We start from the raw sequence: 17,810 nt of genomic DNA, 5'->3' as shown, positions 1-17,810 counted from the left end.
CGGTGGTGGTGCTCGACGTCGACCGCGAGGCGTTCCTGGCCGACTTCGTGCGCGTGCTCTCGGGGCGCTGAGCCGCTCGGCGGCGGGCCGGATGCGCATCCCGCCCGCCGCCGGACCGGTCGCCCGGGAGCCCCCTGAAAGGGGGAGTCGGCCACGTGGGATAGGTTGGTTGCATGAGCAACCGGGGCCTCGCGAAGACCGTGCATGTGCGGGCTCCCGGCAAGATCAACGTGTTCCTCAAAGTGGGCGCGGTGATGGACGACGGCTACCACGACGTGGCCACCGCCTACCAGGCCGTCTCGCTCTACGAAGACGTCTACGCGACTCCCGCGAGTGATTTCTCGGTCGAGTTCGGTGGGCACATCGACACCTCCGGGCTCGAGACCGACGGTTCGAACCTGGCCATCCGCGCGGCCCGGCTGCTCGCCCGCCGCGCCGGCTACCGCGAAGGCGTGCACCTCAGAATCGAGAAGAACGTGCCCATCGCGGGCGGCATGGGCGGCGGCTCGGCGGATGCCGCGGCCACCCTGCTCGCCTGCGACGCGCTCTGGGGAACGGATGTCGGCCGCGACGAGTTGCTCTCCCTCGCCTCCGAGCTGGGCGCCGACGTGCCCTTCGCGCTCGCGGGTGGCACGGCCATCGGCACCGGACGGGGCGACCAGCTGAGTCCGGCGCTCGCCAAGGGGCAGTTCCAGTGGATCCTGGTGCTGCCCGACCGTGGACTCTCGACCCCCGAGGTCTACCGCGAGCTCGATCGGCACCGCGAGCGGCACGCGCAGGACATCTTCCCCGCCCAGGGCCAGCCGGTGGTCGACGCCGACGTGCTGCAGGCTCTTCGCGCGGGCGATCCGCACATGCTCGCCGAGTCACTGCACAACGACCTGCAGGCGCCGTCGCTGCACCTGAACCCGGGCCTCGCGACCGTGCTCGAGGTGGGGGAGGCGAACGGTGCGCTCGCCGGCATCGTGTCGGGTTCCGGCCCCACCGTGGCGTTCCTCGCCGCCGACATCGACAGCGCCCTCGACCTGCAGATCGCCCTCAGCGCGGCCCGCTACCACGTGGTGCGCGTCACGGGGCCGGTGGCCGGCGCCCGCATCGTCGGCGACTAGCGCCGCTGCCGCTGCCGCCCGGACCGGATGCGCGCGGGCCGCCTACAGCTCGAGGAGGGCGCGCACCGGGGCCGAGGTGGCGTCGGCGAGCACGGCACGGCCGCCGAGCGCCTCGAGCTCGATCACGACGGCGATCCCCGCGACCTCCCAGCCGGCGCCGTCCATCAGCCGCAGGGTCGCGGCGAGGGTGCCGCCGGTGGCGAGCACGTCGTCGACGATCACCACGCGGGCCCCGCGCGGCAGCGTGTCGGGATGCACCTCGAGCGTCGCGGTGCCGTACTCGAGCTCGTAGCTCTCGCCGAGCACCTCGCCCGGGAGCTTGCCGGCCTTGCGCACCGCGAGCATCCCGACCCCGCCGGCGACGGCGGCCGCCGCCCCCAGAACGAAGCCGCGCGCCTCGACGCCCACCACGGCGTCGATCGGCCCGAAGTCGTCGATCAGGGCTTCGGCGACCGCGCGCAGCGACGACGCCGAGGCGAAGAGCCCGGAGAGGTCGCGGAACAGGATTCCGGGCTGAGGGAAGTCGGGCGTCTCGGTCATTCCGGCGCGGATGACCGCGGCGATCTCAGGGTTCGGCACCCTGCAATGTTAAGCGCGGGCGGCCTCCGCAGATTTCTCCGAAGAACTTCGCGGTGCTTGTCGATCGCGGCCTCGCCCGTTCGACGTCATAGTTAGAGGACGCACACGGCGCCCTCGCCGAGAAGGAGAATCCGATGAAATTCATGCTGATCATGCGCGCGACCGACGAGGCCAAGAAGGCCTACGAGCAGATCGACTTCGCCGAGGTCATCAACCAGATGGGCGCCTACAACGAGGCCATGATCAAGGCCGGCGTCATGCTCGCCGGCGACGGCCTGGCCGACGACATGTCGCAGAACTTCGTGGTGGAGTTCGGCGGCGAAGCGCCCATCGTCACCGACGGCCCCTACGGGGAGACCCACGAGCTGTTCAGCGGCTTCTGGATCATCGAGGTCTCCTCGAAGGAGGAGGCCGCCGAGTGGGCGAGCCGCGCTCCGCTCGGTGTGGGCTCGAAGCTGGAGGTGCGCCGCGTCACCGACATGAGCGATTTCGAGGGCTTCGAGGACAACGAGTACCTCAAGAAGGAAGAGGGCTGGCGCGAAGATCTCGGCCAGGCCTGAGCCGGCGGCCGAGAGCCGGAGCGAGCGGATGCGCGGGGCTGGGCGGGCGGCGGCAGTGAGAGAGCGGATGCGCGGGGCCGGGCGGCCGGCGCGGGTGAGCGGGCGGATGCGCGGGGTGCGTTCATGACGGAGGTCGCGGCCACCGTCGCCGCGGTCTGGCGCATCGAGGGCGCGCGCGTCGTCGCCACCGTGGCCGCGATGACCCGCGACCTCGGCCTCGCCGAGGACCTCGCCCAGGAGGCCGTCGCCGACGCCCTCCTGCAGTGGCCCGAGTCGGGCGTTCCGCAGAATCCGGGCGCGTGGCTCACCGCGGTGGCCAAGCGCAAGGCCATCGACGCCTGGCGCCGCCGCGACCGCCTCGACGAGCGCTACCGGGCCATCGCCCACGACCTCGCCGAGCACGCCGACGACGTCTGGGAGCCCATCGACGACGACATGCTGCGCCTCGTGTTCACGGCCTGTCACCCCGCGCTCTCCCGTGAAGGGCAGGTCGCGCTCACCCTCAAGGTGGTCGGCGGCCTCACCACTGAGGAGATCGCCCGCCTGTTCCTCGTGCCGGTGGCCACGGTGCAGCAGCGCATCGTGCGCGCCAAGAAGACGTTGGCCGCCGCGCACGTGCCGTTCGAGGTGCCCGAGCCCGCCGAATGGAAGGCGCGCCTCGCTCCGGTGCTCGGCGTGGTCTACCTGGTGTTCACCGAGGGCTACGCGGCCACCACGGGCGACCGGTGGATGCGCACCGAACTCGCGAACGAAGCGCTCCGTCTCGGGCGCGTGCTCGCCGGTCTGCTGCCGCGCGAACCCGAGGTGCACGGCCTCCTGGCGCTGATGGAGTTGCAGGCTTCGCGCTTCGCCGCCCGGGTGCGCGACGACGGCACGCCGATCCTGCTCGCCGACCAGAACCGCTCCCGCTGGGATCGCGCGCAGATCGGCCGAGGGCGCGCCGCCCTCGGCGCGGCCGACGCCACCGCCCGGGCTCTTGGCCGCGGTCGAGGGAGCTACGCGCTCCAGGCCGCCATCGCGGAGTGCCACGCCGTGGCGCCGAACGTCGACGCCACCGACTGGGCCCAGATCGTGCTGCTCTACGAGGCGCTCGGCCGCCTCGCGCCGAATCCGGTGGTGGAGCTCAACCGGGCCGTGGCCGTCTCGATGGCCGTCGGGCCGGCATCCGCTCTGCTGATCGTCGACCAGCTGGTGACTCAGGATGCGCTGCGCGGCTCCCACCTGCTGCCGAGCGTGCGCGGTGAGCTGCTGGCGCGTCTCGGCCGCACGGAGGAGGCACGGGGCGAGTTCGCGCGTGCCGTCGCCCTGGCCGGAAACGACCGCGAGCGCGCGGTGCTCGCCGCCAAGGCCGACGCGCTCTGACGCGCCCCGGCGGCTGCCGTCACCACCGGGCGCCCGCCCTCTAGAGTGTGGGCATGCGCATCGTCTTCGGGGTCATCCGCATCGTGGCGGCCGGAATCATCATCGCGGCGATCGTCGGGCAGCTGATCTACAGCCTTCCGACCGTGCCCGACGTGGGCATGTTCATCGTGAACTTCTTCAGCTACTTCACCATCCTCTCGAATGCGCTCGCGGCCGCGGCGCTGCTCGTCGGGGCGTACTACTGCTTCACCGTGAGGCGCGACCCCTCGTGGTTCAACCTCTCGCTCGGGGCCATCGTCACCTACATGGCCACCACCGGTGTCGTCTACAACCTCCTGCTGCGCGGCATCACCCTCGAGCAGGGGCGCACGCTCGCGTGGTCGAACGAGGTGCTGCACCTCATCGCGCCCATCTACATCGTGATCGTCTGGGTTCTCACGCCCGGCAAGTCGCCGCTCCGCTGGCCGTCGATCTGGGCGATCATCGCGTTCCCGCTGGTGTGGTCGGTGTACACCATGATCCGCGGGCCGATCGTGGGCTGGTACCCCTACCCGTTCCTCAACCCGGCGCAGCCGGGCGGGTACGGGGCGGTCGCGGTGTACGTCGTCGCCATCGCCGGGTTCATCGGGATGATGGCCTGCGCGGTGATCGGGCTCAGCCGCACCCGCATCCTGCGACCCCGGCGCTGACACCCGGGCCGCGCCGATGCGCTGACCGCGAGCGCAGCGACGGTGACACCGACGCAGGCCGGCGCTACGCTCTCACCCATGGTGCAGTACCGCGACCCCGGACCCGTCGAGTTCGACGCCGTCATCCTCCGCAACACCGAGGTGGCGAACAGCTCGGCGTGGGTGGAGTTCCCCTTCGCGGTCTTCGATCTCTTCGGAGTGAAGGGTCGTGTGCCCATCACGGCGAGCGTCGACGGCGAGCCCTACCGCGGCTCGCTCGCCAACATGGGCGGCGACGCGCATCTCTTTCCGGTCTTGAAGGAGATCCGCGAGAAGATCGGCAAGCAGGCCGGCGACACGGTGAGCGTGACGGTGCAGCTCGACACCGCTCCCCGCACCATCGAACTGGCACCGGATGCTCGCGCGGCCCTCGAGACCAGCGGACAGGCGGCTGCCTTCGACTCTCTCGCCTACAGCCACCAACGCGAGTACGAGCGCTGGATCGAGGGGGCCAAGCGCCCCGAGACCCGCGCCTCGCGCATCGAGAAGATGACCACCATGCTGGCTGAGGGAAGACGCCTCAAGTAGACGCCGGGTGCGCCGGGGTCACGGCCGCGGACGTGGGGGAAGCGTGCCCATGATCGCCCTCCTTTCTCGGTGGCGTGTGCTGACCCTCAGAGGGTAAGCACCGCGGAGCCCGAGGCGGGATGAGTAGTCTCCGCTCAGTCGTCGTCGCGGAACACGGCGTCGGCGAAGCGCGGGTCGTCGAGGGCGGGGGAGTCGATCGCGGTCGCGTCGGTCACCACGGCGGCGCCGTCGATCCAGTCCTCGAGCTCCGCACCTCGGAGAACGCGGGGGTCGCGCCCGATCGAGCGCTCGCTCGAGAGCCAGTCGCCCGACTCCATGAAGCCCAGCGGGGATGCGCTCGCGAAGACGACCACGTTCCCGGGCGGTGTGGTCGGGTCGGGCATCGCCTCGAGCACCACGGCCACGTGCTCGAACACCGCGCCGAGGGTGGCGGCCTGCGCGCGGGCGTAGCGGTGGTCGGCGCCGTCGAGGAGGTTCACCGCCACGAGGCCGGAGGGCGCCGAGCGCGCGGCCACGAGCGAATAGAACTCGAGGCTGGCGACCCGTGCCGAGATCACGGCGGCTTCCCAGAGGTCCACCACGGTGACGTCGGCCGGGTGCCAGCCCACCGCATCCGGAGCCTGCTCGGCCACCGCGCGGGCGTCGCCGAACGCGAAGCGAAGCGAGGTTCCTTCGGGCAGCGGCAGGGCCGCCACCACGGCCTGCGCGAACTCCTCCGAGAGCTCGACCACGAGCTGCGGCGAGCCCGGGCGCGTGACGGCGGCGTAGCGCGGGAGGGTGAGTCCGCCGGCGCCGAGATGCACCAGGCGCAGCGGTTGGCCGGAGGGCGCGCATCCGTCGATCGCGCGGGCGATGTGCCGCACGTAAGGCCACTCGAGCATGCGCGGCTCACGCAGGCTCACGACCGACTGCGGGATTCCGTCGACATCGATCTCGTAGCTGCGGGAACGCCGGTCGATGAGCTCGAGCTCGACGTGGTGACCGGCGAAGGGGAGCACGACGACGGGGTGGCGCGAGGACATGCGCACAGTCTAGGTGCGGGGCGCGAGCAGGCCGGCTGCCCGGCGGGCGGATGCGCGGGGTGCGCGGGCGAGCATCCGTCGGCGCCCCGGGCAGCGCTCTCGGCGCGACACCGGCCCACAGGGTGCACGCCCGGCGGGTCCTGAGCGCACGCCCCTCGGGCGACGCGGCGGCCTCCCGGCGACGCGACCCGCGGCTACCTGGGCGGCGCCCCCAGCCCGACCGGGTAGCCTCGACGGGTGGCTCATCTTCTGGGCGCTGAGGCGCTCCATCTCGAATATCCCACCAGAGTCATCTTCGATTCGGTCACCGTCGGCCTCAACGAGGGCGACCGCGTCGGCATCGTGGGGCGCAACGGCGACGGCAAATCGACCCTGCTCTCCCTGCTCTCCGGGCGACTCGAACCGGATGCCGGTCGTGTCACGCGCCGCCGTGGCGTCACGCTCGGCATGCTCGACCAGGCCGACACCGTCGACCCGGCCCTCACGGTGGCACAGGCCGTCGTGGGCGAGCTCGACGAGCACGTCTGGGCCGGAGACGCCCGGGTGCGCGACGTCATCGCCGGCCTCCTCGGCGACATCGACTGGCACGCCGTCATCGAGACACTCTCGGGCGGCCAGCGCCGCCGGGTCGCGCTCGCCGCGCTGCTCGTGGGCGACTGGGACGTCATCTTCCTCGACGAGCCCACCAACCACCTCGACGTCGAGGGCATCGCCTGGCTCGCCGAGCACCTCAAACGCCGCTGGCCGAACGGCCAGGGCGGCCTCGCGGTCGTGACGCACGACCGATGGTTCCTCGACGAGGTCTCGAACCAGACCTGGGAAGTGCACGACCGCCTGATCGAGCCGTTCGAGGGTGGCTACGCGGCCTACATCCTGCAGCGCGTCGAGCGCGATCGCATGGCGACGACCATGGAGGCCAAGCGCCAGAACCTCATGAAGAAGGAGCTCGCGTGGCTGCGCCGCGGGGCCCCGGCCCGCACCGCGAAGCCCAAGTTCCGCATCGACGCGGCCGAGGCCCTGATCGCCGACGAGCCGCCCATCCGCGACACCGTCTCGCTCACCCAGATGGCCACCGCCCGCCTCGGCAAAGACGTGGTCGACATCCTCGACGTCTCGGTGTCGTTCGGCGACAAGCTCGTGCTCGAGGGCGTGGAGTGGCGCATCGCCCCGGGCGAGCGCACCGGCATCCTGGGCGTGAACGGCGCCGGCAAGTCGACGCTGCTCGGTCTCGTGACGGGCGCCGTGCAGGCGACCACGGGAACGGTTAAGCGCGGCAAGACGGTGAAGATCGCCACGCTCACCCAGCAGCTCTCCGAGCTCGGCGATGTGCTGAACGACCGCGTGAGCGAGGTGATCGGGCGCTACCGCACCTCCTACGTGGCCGGCGGCAAGGAGCTCACGCCCGGGCAGCTGCTCGAGCGCCTCGGCTTCACGAGTGCGCAGTTGCAGACGCCCGTCAAAGACCTGAGCGGAGGCCAGAAGCGCCGGCTGCAGCTGCTGCTCATCCTGCTCGACGAGCCGAACGTGCTCATCCTCGACGAGCCCACCAACGACCTCGACACCGACATGCTCGCGGCGCTCGAAGACCTGCTCGACTCCTTCCCCGGCACCTTGCTCGTGGTCTCGCACGACCGCTACCTGATCGAGCGCGTCACCGACCAGCAGTACGCCGTGCTCGACCACCGGTTGCGGCACCTGCCCGGCGGTCTCGAGCAGTACCTCGTACTCCGCAAGGCCGGCGAGGGCTCCGCGGATGCGCGGGCGCGCGACCGTGGACCGGGCGGCACGGCCTCGTCGGCGGCGACCGCAGCCGCGGCAGAAGCATCCCGCCCCGCGCTCGCCGGTGCCGAGCTGCGCGCCGCCGAGAAGGAGCGCTCCTCGCTCGAGCGCCGCATCAACCGACTGACCGGCGAGATCGACACCCAGCACCGGCGGATCGCCGAGTTCGACCAGTCCGACTACGTCGGCCTCGGCGCCCTCACGGCCGAGGTGCGGGCCCTCGAGGAGCAGATCGCCACGCTCGAGACCCGCTGGCTCGAGCTCTCCGAACTCCTCGACTGAGCCCCGCCCAGACGACCCCGCCGCACCTTCGGCCTCGTCGCTTCAGGCTCGAAGATCCCGCCGCATTGAGCCGAAGGTGACGTGCTCGGGGGTGCGACAGGTCAGGCCAGGTCGAGACTGAGGCGGCGGAGGAGGGCGGCGAGGCGCTCCTGGTCGGCCTTCGAGAGGCCCGCGAGCAGCTCGGTCTCGGCGGCGACGAGGTGCGAGATGGCGGCGTCGACGCGGTCGCGCCCGTCGGCGGTCATCGACACGAGCACGCCGCGACCGTCGTTGGGGTGGGTGCGGCGCTCCACGAGGCCGCGGCGAACCATGCCGTCGATGCGGTTGGTCATGGTGCCGCTCGACACGTAGGTCTGCTCGAGCAGCGCCTTCGGGCTGAGCTCGTGGGGGGTGCCCGCGCGGCGCAGGGCCGCGAGCACGTCGAACTCCCACGGCTCCAGGCCGGCGGTGGCGAAGGATGCGCGGCGCGTCTTCTCGAGCTGCTTCGCCAGCCGGGTCACGCGCGACAGGATCTTCAAAGGCGAGAAATCGAGCCCCGGATGCTCGCGCATCCACGCGTCGACGATCTCGTCGACCGAATCGCGGGCATCCTTGGAGCTCATCACCCCATTATCGTCATCACTCAGCCGTGGCGCCTTTGCGGGTCTGGCAGACTGGACTACTGCATCGGGCCCGTCCCGGTGGTCCGCCTTGGTGTAATGGCAGCACGACAGCCTTTGGAGCTGTTAGGTCTAGGTTCGAACCCTGGAGGCGGAGCGGTCGATGTGGGTCGCTTGCCGGTCTTCGAGGTTTTCGCTCTCGCCTTCGGTTGAGCGGAGCTCAAAGGCGGCGAGAGCGAAAACCTCGAAGACCGGCAAGCTAGCGCACGACCTTGATGAAAGATGAGGTGCCTGATGTCCGATTCGAGGCTCGCGATCGTTGTCCTGGCCGCAGGGCAGGGCACTCGCATGAAGTCCACGACTCCGAAGCTCCTGCACGAGATCGCCGGGGTGCCGCTGATCGGGCACGTGCTCGCGACCGCGGGGCAGCTCGACGCCGCCTACACGGTGAGCGTGGTGCGGCACGAGCGCGACCAGGTTCAGGAGGTCATCCACGACCACTTCCCGAGTTCGCTCATCGTCGATCAGGACGAGGTGCCCGGAACCGGCCGCGCCGTCGAGCAGGCCGTGGCCGCCCTGCCCGCCGACTTCGACGGCGAGGTGCTGGTCGTCTCCGGCGACGTTCCGCTGCTCGACGCCGACACCCTCACGGCGCTCGTCGCGCAGCACCGCGCGAGCGGCGCCTCCGCCACCCTGCTCAGCGCCGAGCTGGCCGACGCCACCGGCTACGGCCGCATCGTGCGCACCGGCGACGGGATGCTCGACCGCATCGTCGAGCACAAGGACGCCACCGACTCCGAGCGCGCCATCAGCGAGATCAACGCCGGCGTCTACGTGTTCGGCCTGGCCGAGCTCCGCGACCAGCTCGCGCGCGTCACGACCGCGAACGCCCAGGGCGAGAAGTACCTCACCGACGTGATCGGCCTGCTGCGCCGAGCCGGCTCCGACGTGGCGGCCGTCACCGTCTCGGAGCCCTGGCTGATCGCCGGCGTGAACGACCGGGCCCAGCTCTCCGAGGCCGCGGCCAAGCTCAACGCGCTCATCGTGCGCGGCTGGCAGCTGGCCGGCGTCACCATCCAGGACCCCGCCACCACCTGGATCGACCTCAAGGCGAGCCTCGCCGAAGACGTCACCCTGCTCCCCGGCACCCAGATCAAGGGCGCCACGAGCATCGCGCGGGGTGCGACGGTCGGCCCCGACACCACCCTCGTCGACTGCGAGATCGGCGAGAACGCCATGGTGAAGCGCACCGACGCGACGCTCAGCGTGATCGGCGCGGGCGCATCCGTGGGCCCCTTCTCCTATCTGCGCCCGAACACGGTGCTCGACGCCGACGGCAAGATCGGCACCTTCGTCGAGACGAAGAACTCGCACATCGGGCCCGGCAGCAAGGTGCCGCACCTCTCCTACATCGGCGACACCGAGGTGGGCACGGGCTCGAACGTGGGCGCCGGAACCATCACCGCGAACTACGACGGCGTGAACAAGCACCGCACCCAAGTGGGGTCGCACGTGCGCACCGGATCGCACAACGTCTTCGTCGCCCCGGTTAGGATTGGTGACGGTGCTTACACGGGTGCGGGCACGGTCGTTCGCAAAGACGTTCCGGCCGGTTCGCTCGCCATCAACGTGGCACCGCAGCGGAACATGGCCGGGTGGGTCGAGCAGAATCGGCCCGGAACGGATGCGGCGACGGCGGCGCAGACGGCTCGAGCAGAAACGGCCCCCGAGGCCGGAGAGAGCGGAGAATAGGTGTCCGGAATCAAGGCGAGTGGAGAGAAGAGCCTGGTGCTCGTCTCCGGTCGGGCCCATCCTCAGCTGGCGCGCGACATCGCCGCCGAACTCGACACCGACCTCGTCGACACCGAGGCGCGCACCTTCGCGAACGGCGAGCTCTACATCCGCTACGGCGAGAGCGTGCGCGGATGCGACGCCTTCGTCATCCAGTCGCACACGGCCCCCATCAACGAGTGGCTGATGGAGCAGCTGATCATGGTGGATGCGCTGAAGCGCGCCTCCGCGAAGCGCATCACGGTCGTGGCCCCGTTCTACCCCTACGCCCGGCAGGACAAGAAGGGCCGCGGCCGCGAGCCCATCTCGGCCCGCCTGGTGGCCGACCTCTTCCTCGCCGCCGGCGCCCACCGCATCATGTCGGTCGATCTGCACGCGGCGCAGATCCAGGGCTTCTTCGACGGCCCCGTCGACCACCTCTTCGCCATGCCCGTGCTGCTCGAGCACATGCGCAAGTCGCTCGACCCCGCCACCCTCACGGTCGTCAGCCCCGACATGGGCCGCGTGCGGGTCGCAGATGTCTGGAGCGACAAGCTCGGCGCTCCGCTCGCCATCATCCACAAGCGGCGCGATCCGCGCGTGCCCAACCAGGTGTCGGTGCACGAGATCGTGGGCGACGTGTCGGGCCGTGTGTGCCTGCTCGTCGACGACCTCATCGACACCGGCCGCACCATCGTGGCGGCCGCCGAGGCGCTCAAGGCCAGTGGCGCCATCGGGGTCGTGGTGGCGGCGACGCACGCCGTGTTCTCCGACCCGGCCGTGGAGATCCTGCAGTCCGAGTTCATCGACCAGGTCGTCGTGACCGACACGCTCCCGCTGCCCGTGGAGAAGCACTGGGACCGCCTCACCATCCTCCCGATCGCCCCGCTCATCGCGCGGGCCATCAACGAGGTGTTCTCCGACGGGTCGGTCACCACCATGTTCGACGGAGACGCGTGAGCATGAGCGCCGTGACGATCGACACCTTCACCCCGGCGGCCGGGGGCATCACCATGTTCTCCACGAGCTGGTGCGGCTACTGCGCCCGGCTGAAGTCGCAGCTGAGCGCCCAGGGCATCCCGTTCACCGAGGTGAACATCGAGGAGGTCGAGGGCACGGCGGAGCTCGTGGCCGCGGTCAACGGCGGAAACCAGACCGTGCCGACCGTGGTGTTCCCCGACGGGTCGACCGCCACGAACCCCTCCGCCCGTGAGGTGGCTGAGCGCATTGGCTGACTCCCGTGGCTGACCGCCCCTGGTCCCTGTCGGGCGCGCTCCGGGGCATGTTCTCGAAGCGCACGATCGACGCCGAGACCTGGGAAGACCTCGAAGACGCCCTGATCAAGGCCGATTTCGGTCCGACAGTGACGGATGCGGTGGTCGACGACCTGCGCGCCAAGGTGCAGCGCTACTCCACCACCGACCCGAAAGACCTGCAGCGGATGCTCCGCGAGTCGATCGAGGAGCGTCTCGCCAAATACGACCCCACCCTCAAGCTCACCGAGCGCCCGGCCGTGGTGCTCGTGGTCGGCGTGAACGGGGTGGGCAAGACCACCACGATCGGCAAGTTCGCGCGATTCCTCAAGACCTACAACCGCACGGTCGTGGTCGGCGCGGCCGACACCTTCCGTGCCGCCGCCGTGGAGCAGCTCGCCACCTGGGCCGAGCGCGCCGGAGCCGACATCGTGCGGCCGCAGCACGAGGGTCAAGACCCCGCGTCGGTGGCCTTCCAGACCATCGAGAAGGCCAAGTCCAACGGCACCGAGATCGTCATCATCGACACCGCGGGGCGCCTGCAGACCAAGGGCGGCCTGATGGACGAGCTCGGCAAGATCAAGCGCGTCATCGAGAAGCAGGCCCCGGTCGCCGAGGTGCTGCTCGTGCTCGACGCCACGACCGGGCAGAACGGCCTCGCCCAGGCCGACGCGTTCATCCAGCACGCCGGCGTCACGGGCCTCGTCATCACGAAGCTCGACGGCTCGGCGAAGGCCGGCTTCGTGCTCGCCGTGCAGGAGAAGACGGGCATCCCCATCAAGCTCGTCGGCCAGGGCGAGGGCATCAACGACCTCACCGGCTTCACCCCCCACGTCTTCGCCCAGAACCTGGTCGGCTAGCGGGAGAGAAACCTCCGCAGAGCCTCCAACGCCTCCGGCTGCCGCGGCGTGTCGGCGTGGGTGGCCCCCTCCAGCACGAGCAGTTCCGACGCCGGCAGCAGCGCGTGCACGTGCCGGGCCGCACGGAGGCGCTCCGGGTCGCGGGTGCCGGCCAGCAGCAGAACCGGCATGGCCAGGGCGGCGAGTTGTGCATCCGGAATCCGCGGCTCCTCTTCGGCGGCGCGCATGTAGGCGGCCAGGGCCACGGGGTCGTTCACCGCGAAGGCTCCGCGCGTCACCGGGTCGAGCGGGCGCCCGGATGCACGCTCCCACTCGGCGAGGAACGCCGGCATGCCGCCCCGCTCGAGCGCGGCGAGGCTGCCGGGGAAGAACACCCGGTCGAAGGCGCCGTGCCCGGTGCCGGGCGCGCCCGCGATGCTCGTGAGCGAGAGCACGCGCTCCGGATGTGCGGCGGCGAGCGAGAAGGCCACGCGGCCACCGAGGGAGTAGCCGGCCACGTGCGCCGACGCGATGCCGAGGGCGTCGAGCACGGCGAGCACGTCGCCGAGGAACAACGGCATCGAATAGACAGCAGAATCATGCGGCTTGCCGCTGCGCCCGTGTCCACGGAAATCGAGGGTGACCACGGTGTGTTCGGCCTGCAGGGCCTTGACGTAGCCGAACCCGCGCCAGACGGCTTGCGAGAGGGCGGTGCCGTGCAGCAGCACGACGGCGGGGCCGGTGCCGGATGCGCGGAAGGCGATCGGCGTACCGTCGGCGGGGTTGGAGGCGGTGTCCATCTCCTCCACGCTAGCGCGCTCCGTCTAATGCCAGAGCACCGCGATTGGATTCTTGATTGGCCTGCCGATAGCCGTCATGCTGGAGGCTGATCCCAACCAATTACCGATTGGCTCTTTTTCTGAAGGGCCAATGTCGACGCATGGAGGTGCGCTCATGATGATCCTGCTGGTCGTTCTCGGAATCGCGGCTGTGGTCGGCATCGTCGGAACGATCCTCTCCGTGCGCCAGGACGGCTACCGCAAGGTGCCCGAGCGCCCGGCCGAGCGGCGCGATCACACGCCCGGCCGGTAGCCGAGTGATGAGTTACTACGCAAATGCGTGGGACCGAGGCGTATAAGGCTTCGGTCCCACGCATTTGCGTAGTTACTCGGGGCGCTCGGCTAGAGGCCCTGGGCCAGACGGTAATAGGCCTGGTTCCAGCGCACCTCGTTGGCGAAGCCCTTCAGGGTCGTCTCGGCGTCGATCGTGAGCAGCTCGGTCTTCGCGATCGCCGCGAAGTCCTCGAACACCTCGATGCCGACGGCGGTCGACATCACCGTGTGGTGCGCGGCGCCGGCGGTGAGCCAGGCGCCCGCCGACACGGCGAAGGAGGGCTCGGGGCGCCAGACGGCCCGGCCCACCGGGAGCTTGGGCAGCGCGGCGCGCGGCTCGACCACCTCGACCACGTTCGCCACCAGGCGGAAGCGGTCGCGCATGTCGCTGAGCGCGACGACGACGGCGGGGCCGGGGTCGGCCGTGAAGACCAGGCGCACCGGGTCGTCCTTGCCGCCGATGCCGAGCGGGTGCACCTCGAGCGACGCGCGTGCGGTGGTGAGCGAGGGGCTCACCTCGAGCATGTGTGCGCCCAGGATGGTCTCGGCGCCCTCGACGAGGTCGTAGGTGTAGTCCTCCATCAGCGACGCGCCGCCGGGGAGCCCGGCGCCCATCACGTTGGCGGCCCGCACGAGGATGGCGGTCTTCCAGTCGCCCTCGGCGCCGAAGCCGTAGCCCTCGGCCATCAGGCGCTGCACGGCCAGTCCGGGCAGCTGCTTGAGCGTGCCGAGGTCCTCGAAGCTCGTCGTGAAGGCGCCGAAGCCGCCCTCCTCGAGGAAGGAGCGGAGGCCGAGTTCGATCGCCGCGCCGTCGCGCAGCGACTGGTGGCGGTCGCCGCCCTTCCGCAGCTCGGGAACCACGTCGTAGAGCTCCTCGTACTCGGCGACCAGCGCATCCACTGCCGCGGTGTCGCTCTCGAACGCCTCGACGGCCGAGGCCAGTTCGTTGACGCCCCAGGTGTTCACCTGCACTCCGAAGCGCAGCTCGGCCTCGGTCTTGTCGCCCTCGGTCACCGCCACGTACCGCATGTTGTCGCCGAAGCGGGCGAGCTTGAGGGTCTTGACGGCCTGCCAGCCCGCGGCGGCGCGCGCCCAGTCGGCCACGCGGCCCTGCACGACCGGGTTGGAGGCGTGCCCCACCACGGTCTTGCGGGCGACGCCGAGACGGGTCTGGATGTAGCCGAACTCCCGGTCGCCGTGCGCGGCCTGGTTGAGGTTCATGAAGTCGAAGTCGATGTCGGCGTAGGGCAGCTCGACGTTCGCCTGCGTGTGCAGGTGCAGGAGCGGCTTCGTGAGCGCGTCGAGGCCGGCGATCCACATCTTCGCGGGGCTGAAGGTGTGCATCCAGGCGATGACGCCGATCACCTTGTCGTCGGCGTTCACGTCGAGGGCCGCGCGGCGGATCGACTCCGAGTCCTTCAGCACGGGCTTCCAGACGATCTTCACCGGGATGACGGATGCGCCGTCGAGCGTCGCGACGATCTGCTGCGACTGCTCGGCGACCTGCCGGAGGGTCTCCTCGCCGTAGAGGTTCTGGCTGCCGGTGAAGAACCAGATCTCGTAGGGGTCGAGGGAGGTGCTGAGACGGGTCATGCGAGGGATCCTGTCGGGTCTTGTCCGTAGACGTTCTGATAGCGGTTGAAGAGGGAATCGATGGCCGTGGGCTCGATGGGCTGCGGGCCGCCGAGGAGACGCGAGAAGAGCACGGTGCGGGCCACGTCCTCGACCATGACGGCGGCCTTCACGGCGTCGCGCGCATCCTTGCCGATGGTGAACGGGCCGTGGTTCTTCATGAGCACGGCGCGCGAGCGGTGCCCGCTCAGGGTCTCGACGATGCCGCGGCCGATGGAGTCGTCGCCGATGATGGCGAAGGGGCCGAGCGGCACCTCGCCGCCGAACTCGTCGGCCATGGCGGTGGTGACGCAGGGGATCGACTCGCCGCGGGCCGCCCAGGCGACGGCGTAGGGGGAGTGGGTGTGCACCACGCCGCCCACCTCGGGCATGTGCCGGTAGACATAGGCGTGCGCGGCGGTGTCGCTCGAGGGCGAGCGCTCGGAGCCGGGCGTGCCGGCCACCACGGCGCCGTCGAGGGTGCAGAGGATCATGTTCTCGGGCGCCAGCTCGTCGTAGGACACGCCGGAGGGCTTGATCACGAAGAGCTCGGCGCCGGGAACGCGGCCTGAGATGTTGCCGCCCGTCCACACCACGAGGCCGTAGCGCACGAGCTCGGCGTGCAGGGCCGAGACCTCGGCGCGCACGCGGTCGATGGCGGCGGCGAGCTCGGGGGTGGGCTCGAAGGCGGCGATGGATGCGGTGCTCGCGCCGGGCGCGGACGCCGGCGGGGACATCGGTGTGTCGAGATCGTCGTGTGGGGTCACGCGGTGGCTCCTCGGGGTGGTGTCGTTCGGTGGTCGGTTCGTGGTCACTGGGTGCGTCCGGTGCGGAGGCTTCGGCCGCTGGGTGGGTAGCGGGTGGCGGGTGGCGGCTCGCGTGCGAGTCGCGTGCCTCCTACAACGCCTCGACGGCGGCGCGCTCGACGGCGAGTCCGGCGTCGTACCGCTCGAGGTAGGCGGCGAAGCCGGCGACATCGGCCGGGTCAGCCTCGGCGGTCTCGAACCCGGCGTCGCCGAACACGCGGTCACGGAGGTACTCGCCGAGGCCGAGCTCGAGGCCGGCCGCTCGCGAGGCGGTGTAAGACGCCAGCACGGCGACGCCCCACGGTCCGCCTTCGGAGGCGGTCGCCGCGACCGACACCGGGGCGTCGAGAGCCCCGGCGAGAAAGCGCTGGGCCACACCCGCCGTGCGGAACAGGCCGCCGTGGGCGAACATCCGGTCGAGCCGAACGCCCTCGCCGGCGAGCACCCGCATGCCGAGCGCGAGGGTGCCGAACACGCCGTAGAGCTGCGCGCGCATGAAGTTGGCGAGCGTGAAGGAGCTCTCGGGGGTGCGCACGAAGAGCGGACGGCCCTCGGTGAGCCCCGCGATGGGCTCACCGGCCAGGTGGTTGTAGGCCAGCAGGCCGCCGACATCCGCGTCGCCCGCGAGGGCCTCGCGGAAGAGCACGTCGAATACGGCGTCGGTGTTGCCGGCGGTCTCGGCGGCGGCCGTTCTCGGAGCCGACGCGGCCGCGAAACGCCCGAACAGCCCGGCCCACGCGGCGAGCTCGCTCGCGCCGTTGTTGCAGTGCACCATGGCCACCGGGTCGCCGGCGGGGGTCGTGACGAGGTCGAGTTCGTGGTGCACCTGGGCGAGCGGGCCCTCGAGCACCACCATGGCGAAGATGCTCGTGCCGGCGCTCACGTTGCCGGTGCGCGGGGCGACCGAGCAGGTGGCCACCATGCCGGTTCCGGCGTCGCCCTCGGGCGGGCAGAGCACCGTGCCGGGGCGCAGTGCTCCGCTCGGGTCGAGTAGGGCGGCACCCTCGGCGGTGAGCGTGCCCGCCGTCTCGCCCGCCACGAGCACCCGGGGGAGCAGTTCTGCGACGGGGGAGGGGAGCGCGGTCTCGGCGACGAGTGCGTCGTAGCGGGCGAGCATCCCGGCGTCGTAGTCGTTCGTGCCGGAGTCGATCGGGAACATGCCCGAGGCGTCGCCGACGCCCAGCACCTTCTCGCCGGTGAGGCGCCAGTGCACGTAGCCGGCGAGCGTGGTGACGAAGGCGATCGAGGGAACGTGGGGCTCCTGGTCGATCACGGCCTGGTGCAGGTGCGCGATCGACCAGCGGAGCGGGATGTTCACGCCCAGCAGCGCGCTGAGCTCCGCGGCAGCAGGACCGGTGCTGGTGTTGCGCCAGGTGCGGAAGGGTGCGAGCAGTTCGCCGCCCTCGTCGAAGGCGAGGTAGCCGTGCATCATGGCCGAGACGCCGAGGGCGCCGTAGCTCACCGGGCGCACTCCGTGGCGCCGCTCGGCGTCGTCGGCGAGGGCGGCGTGGGCGGCTTGGAGGCCGGTCCAGGCGTCGTCGAGGGAGTAGGTCCAGAGGCGGTCGACGAACTCGTTCTCCCACTCGTGGCTGCCGACGGCGAGAACGATCTCGGGGTGCTCGGCGTCGACGAGGCAGGCTTTGATGCGGGTGGAGCCGAGCTCGATGCCGAGCGCGGTGCGTCCGGCGAGGATGGCCTCCCGCGCGGCGTCGGCACTGGTCGACGGGGCGGGGGCGGCGGTCGGCTCGCTCATGGTGCAGGGACTCCTTCGGCTCTAATGTGATCGCTCACATCGCGGCCGAGTCTACGGCAAACCGCGGCTGCGCGAAAGCGCCCGCTCCCTCGGGGCGCGGCTCAGGAGAACCGCCCGT

Annotated in this window: 18 protein-coding genes and 1 tRNA gene; 12 read left to right on the top strand and 7 right to left on the bottom strand. The window is 70.8% G+C overall.

The window, feature by feature from the left end:
• Window positions 1-173: 173 nt before the first annotated feature.
• On the top strand, window positions 174-1,109 hold the full coding sequence (locus VD659_RS16505; RefSeq protein ID WP_423262124.1) for a 4-(cytidine 5'-diphospho)-2-C-methyl-D-erythritol kinase: 936 nt from the start codon (window positions 174-176) through the stop codon (window positions 1,107-1,109).
• 42 nt (window positions 1,110-1,151) lie between these two features.
• Here the strand turns inward: VD659_RS16505 and VD659_RS16500 are convergent, their stop codons facing one another.
• Window positions 1,152-1,688 (bottom strand): adenine phosphoribosyltransferase, encoded by a 537-nt coding sequence (locus VD659_RS16500; protein ID WP_423262123.1) that lies wholly within the window; start codon window positions 1,686-1,688, stop codon window positions 1,152-1,154.
• A gap of 134 nt (window positions 1,689-1,822) precedes the next feature.
• On the opposite strand from VD659_RS16500, the gene VD659_RS16495 reads away from it, so the two are divergent.
• The 4 genes from VD659_RS16495 (at window position 1,823) to VD659_RS16480 (ending at window position 4,866) form a co-directional block, all read left to right on the top strand.
• Window positions 1,823-2,248, top strand: a complete 426-nt coding sequence (locus tag VD659_RS16495) for a YciI family protein (protein WP_423262122.1) — start codon at window positions 1,823-1,825, stop codon at window positions 2,246-2,248.
• Between the two features lie 123 nt (window positions 2,249-2,371).
• A complete protein-coding gene (locus VD659_RS16490; protein WP_423262121.1) occupies window positions 2,372-3,610 on the top strand; it encodes an RNA polymerase sigma factor in 1,239 nt (412 codons plus the stop codon).
• A 53-nt stretch (window positions 3,611-3,663) separates the two neighbouring features.
• A complete protein-coding gene (locus VD659_RS16485) occupies window positions 3,664-4,299 on the top strand; it encodes a Pr6Pr family membrane protein (protein WP_423262120.1) in 636 nt (211 codons plus the stop codon).
• 78 nt (window positions 4,300-4,377) lie between these two features.
• Complete coding sequence (locus tag VD659_RS16480) at window positions 4,378-4,866, top strand: DUF1905 domain-containing protein (protein WP_423262119.1); 489 nt, start codon at window positions 4,378-4,380, stop codon at window positions 4,864-4,866.
• Window positions 4,867-5,000: 134 nt separating this feature from the next.
• Here VD659_RS16480 and VD659_RS16475 read toward each other — a convergent pair whose 3' ends face one another.
• A complete protein-coding gene (locus VD659_RS16475; protein WP_423262118.1) occupies window positions 5,001-5,888 on the bottom strand; it encodes a spermidine synthase in 888 nt (295 codons plus the stop codon).
• 237 nt (window positions 5,889-6,125) lie between these two features.
• On the opposite strand from VD659_RS16475, the gene VD659_RS16470 reads away from it, so the two are divergent.
• Entirely contained in the window at window positions 6,126-7,949 is a 1,824-nt protein-coding gene (locus VD659_RS16470) for an ABC-F family ATP-binding cassette domain-containing protein (RefSeq protein ID WP_423262117.1), read from the top strand.
• Between the two features lie 101 nt (window positions 7,950-8,050).
• Here the strand turns inward: VD659_RS16470 and VD659_RS16465 are convergent, their stop codons facing one another.
• Entirely contained in the window at window positions 8,051-8,551 is a 501-nt protein-coding gene (locus tag VD659_RS16465; protein ID WP_423262116.1) for a MarR family winged helix-turn-helix transcriptional regulator, read from the bottom strand.
• 82 nt (window positions 8,552-8,633) lie between these two features.
• On the opposite strand from VD659_RS16465, the gene VD659_RS16460 reads away from it, so the two are divergent.
• The 5 genes from VD659_RS16460 (at window position 8,634) to ftsY (ending at window position 12,431) form a co-directional block, all read left to right on the top strand.
• A tRNA-Gln gene (locus tag VD659_RS16460) sits at window positions 8,634-8,705 on the top strand.
• Between the two features lie 137 nt (window positions 8,706-8,842).
• Window positions 8,843-10,300 carry a bifunctional UDP-N-acetylglucosamine diphosphorylase/glucosamine-1-phosphate N-acetyltransferase GlmU gene (gene glmU, locus VD659_RS16455; protein WP_423262115.1) on the top strand — a complete coding sequence of 486 codons (1,458 nt, stop codon included), beginning with the start codon at window positions 8,843-8,845 and terminating at the stop codon, window positions 10,298-10,300.
• Window positions 10,301-11,278: a ribose-phosphate diphosphokinase gene (locus VD659_RS16450; protein ID WP_137838847.1), complete on the top strand. Its 978-nt coding sequence runs from the start codon at window positions 10,301-10,303 to the stop codon at window positions 11,276-11,278.
• Window positions 11,279-11,280: 2 nt separating this feature from the next.
• Window positions 11,281-11,553, top strand: coding sequence for a mycoredoxin (locus VD659_RS16445; protein ID WP_423262114.1), 273 nt, complete (start codon window positions 11,281-11,283; stop codon window positions 11,551-11,553).
• Window positions 11,554-11,558: 5 nt separating this feature from the next.
• On the top strand, window positions 11,559-12,431 hold the full coding sequence (ftsY, locus tag VD659_RS16440; RefSeq protein WP_423262113.1) for a signal recognition particle-docking protein FtsY: 873 nt from the start codon (window positions 11,559-11,561) through the stop codon (window positions 12,429-12,431).
• Here the strand turns inward: ftsY and VD659_RS16435 are convergent.
• Window positions 12,428-13,210, bottom strand: a complete 783-nt coding sequence (locus VD659_RS16435) for an alpha/beta fold hydrolase (protein ID WP_423262112.1) — start codon at window positions 13,208-13,210, stop codon at window positions 12,428-12,430. The two genes, ftsY and VD659_RS16435, sit on opposite strands and share 4 nt — an antisense overlap.
• 154 nt (window positions 13,211-13,364) lie before the next feature.
• Between VD659_RS16435 and VD659_RS16430 the strand changes: the two genes are divergently transcribed.
• Entirely contained in the window at window positions 13,365-13,502 is a 138-nt protein-coding gene (locus VD659_RS16430) for a hypothetical protein (RefSeq protein WP_423262111.1), read from the top strand.
• Between the two features lie 89 nt (window positions 13,503-13,591).
• On the opposite strand, the gene araA is transcribed toward VD659_RS16430, so the two are convergent.
• From araA to VD659_RS16415, 3 genes are all read right to left on the bottom strand, one after another.
• Window positions 13,592-15,115, bottom strand: a complete 1,524-nt coding sequence (gene araA / locus VD659_RS16425) for an L-arabinose isomerase (RefSeq protein WP_423262110.1) — start codon at window positions 15,113-15,115, stop codon at window positions 13,592-13,594.
• Window positions 15,112-15,870, bottom strand: a complete 759-nt coding sequence (locus tag VD659_RS16420) for an L-ribulose-5-phosphate 4-epimerase (protein ID WP_423262141.1) — start codon at window positions 15,868-15,870, stop codon at window positions 15,112-15,114. The genes araA and VD659_RS16420 overlap by 4 nt, the downstream gene beginning before the upstream one ends.
• 160 nt (window positions 15,871-16,030) lie before the next feature.
• Entirely contained in the window at window positions 16,031-17,692 is a 1,662-nt protein-coding gene (locus VD659_RS16415; RefSeq protein WP_423262109.1) for a xylulokinase, read from the bottom strand.
• Between the last annotated feature and the right edge of the window lie 118 nt (window positions 17,693-17,810).

This window comes from Herbiconiux sp. 11R-BC, assembly GCF_049472555.1.
Lineage (GTDB): Bacteria > Actinomycetota > Actinomycetes > Actinomycetales > Microbacteriaceae > Herbiconiux.
This window is presented reverse-complemented; position numbering and strand designations above follow the sequence as displayed.

Coding starts and splice junctions, on each gene's coding strand:
- VD659_RS16505 (WP_423262124.1), top strand. CDS start 174: ATGAGCAACCGGGGCCTCGCGAAGACCGTGCATGTGCGGGCTCCCGGC.
- VD659_RS16495 (WP_423262122.1), top strand. CDS start 1,823: ATGAAATTCATGCTGATCATGCGCGCGACCGACGAGGCCAAGAAGGCC.
- VD659_RS16490 (WP_423262121.1), top strand. CDS start 2,372: ATGACGGAGGTCGCGGCCACCGTCGCCGCGGTCTGGCGCATCGAGGGC.
- VD659_RS16485 (WP_423262120.1), top strand. CDS start 3,664: ATGCGCATCGTCTTCGGGGTCATCCGCATCGTGGCGGCCGGAATCATC.
- VD659_RS16480 (WP_423262119.1), top strand. CDS start 4,378: ATGGTGCAGTACCGCGACCCCGGACCCGTCGAGTTCGACGCCGTCATC.
- VD659_RS16475 (WP_423262118.1), bottom strand. CDS start 5,888: ATGTCCTCGCGCCACCCCGTCGTCGTGCTCCCCTTCGCCGGTCACCAC.
- VD659_RS16465 (WP_423262116.1), bottom strand. CDS start 8,551: ATGAGCTCCAAGGATGCCCGCGATTCGGTCGACGAGATCGTCGACGCG.
- glmU (WP_423262115.1), top strand. CDS start 8,843: ATGTCCGATTCGAGGCTCGCGATCGTTGTCCTGGCCGCAGGGCAGGGC.
- VD659_RS16445 (WP_423262114.1), top strand. CDS start 11,281: ATGAGCGCCGTGACGATCGACACCTTCACCCCGGCGGCCGGGGGCATC.
- VD659_RS16435 (WP_423262112.1), bottom strand. CDS start 13,210: ATGGACACCGCCTCCAACCCCGCCGACGGTACGCCGATCGCCTTCCGC.
- VD659_RS16430 (WP_423262111.1), top strand. CDS start 13,365: ATGATGATCCTGCTGGTCGTTCTCGGAATCGCGGCTGTGGTCGGCATC.
- araA (WP_423262110.1), bottom strand. CDS start 15,115: ATGACCCGTCTCAGCACCTCCCTCGACCCCTACGAGATCTGGTTCTTC.
- VD659_RS16420 (WP_423262141.1), bottom strand. CDS start 15,870: ATGTCCCCGCCGGCGTCCGCGCCCGGCGCGAGCACCGCATCCATCGCC.
- VD659_RS16415 (WP_423262109.1), bottom strand. CDS start 17,692: ATGAGCGAGCCGACCGCCGCCCCCGCCCCGTCGACCAGTGCCGACGCC.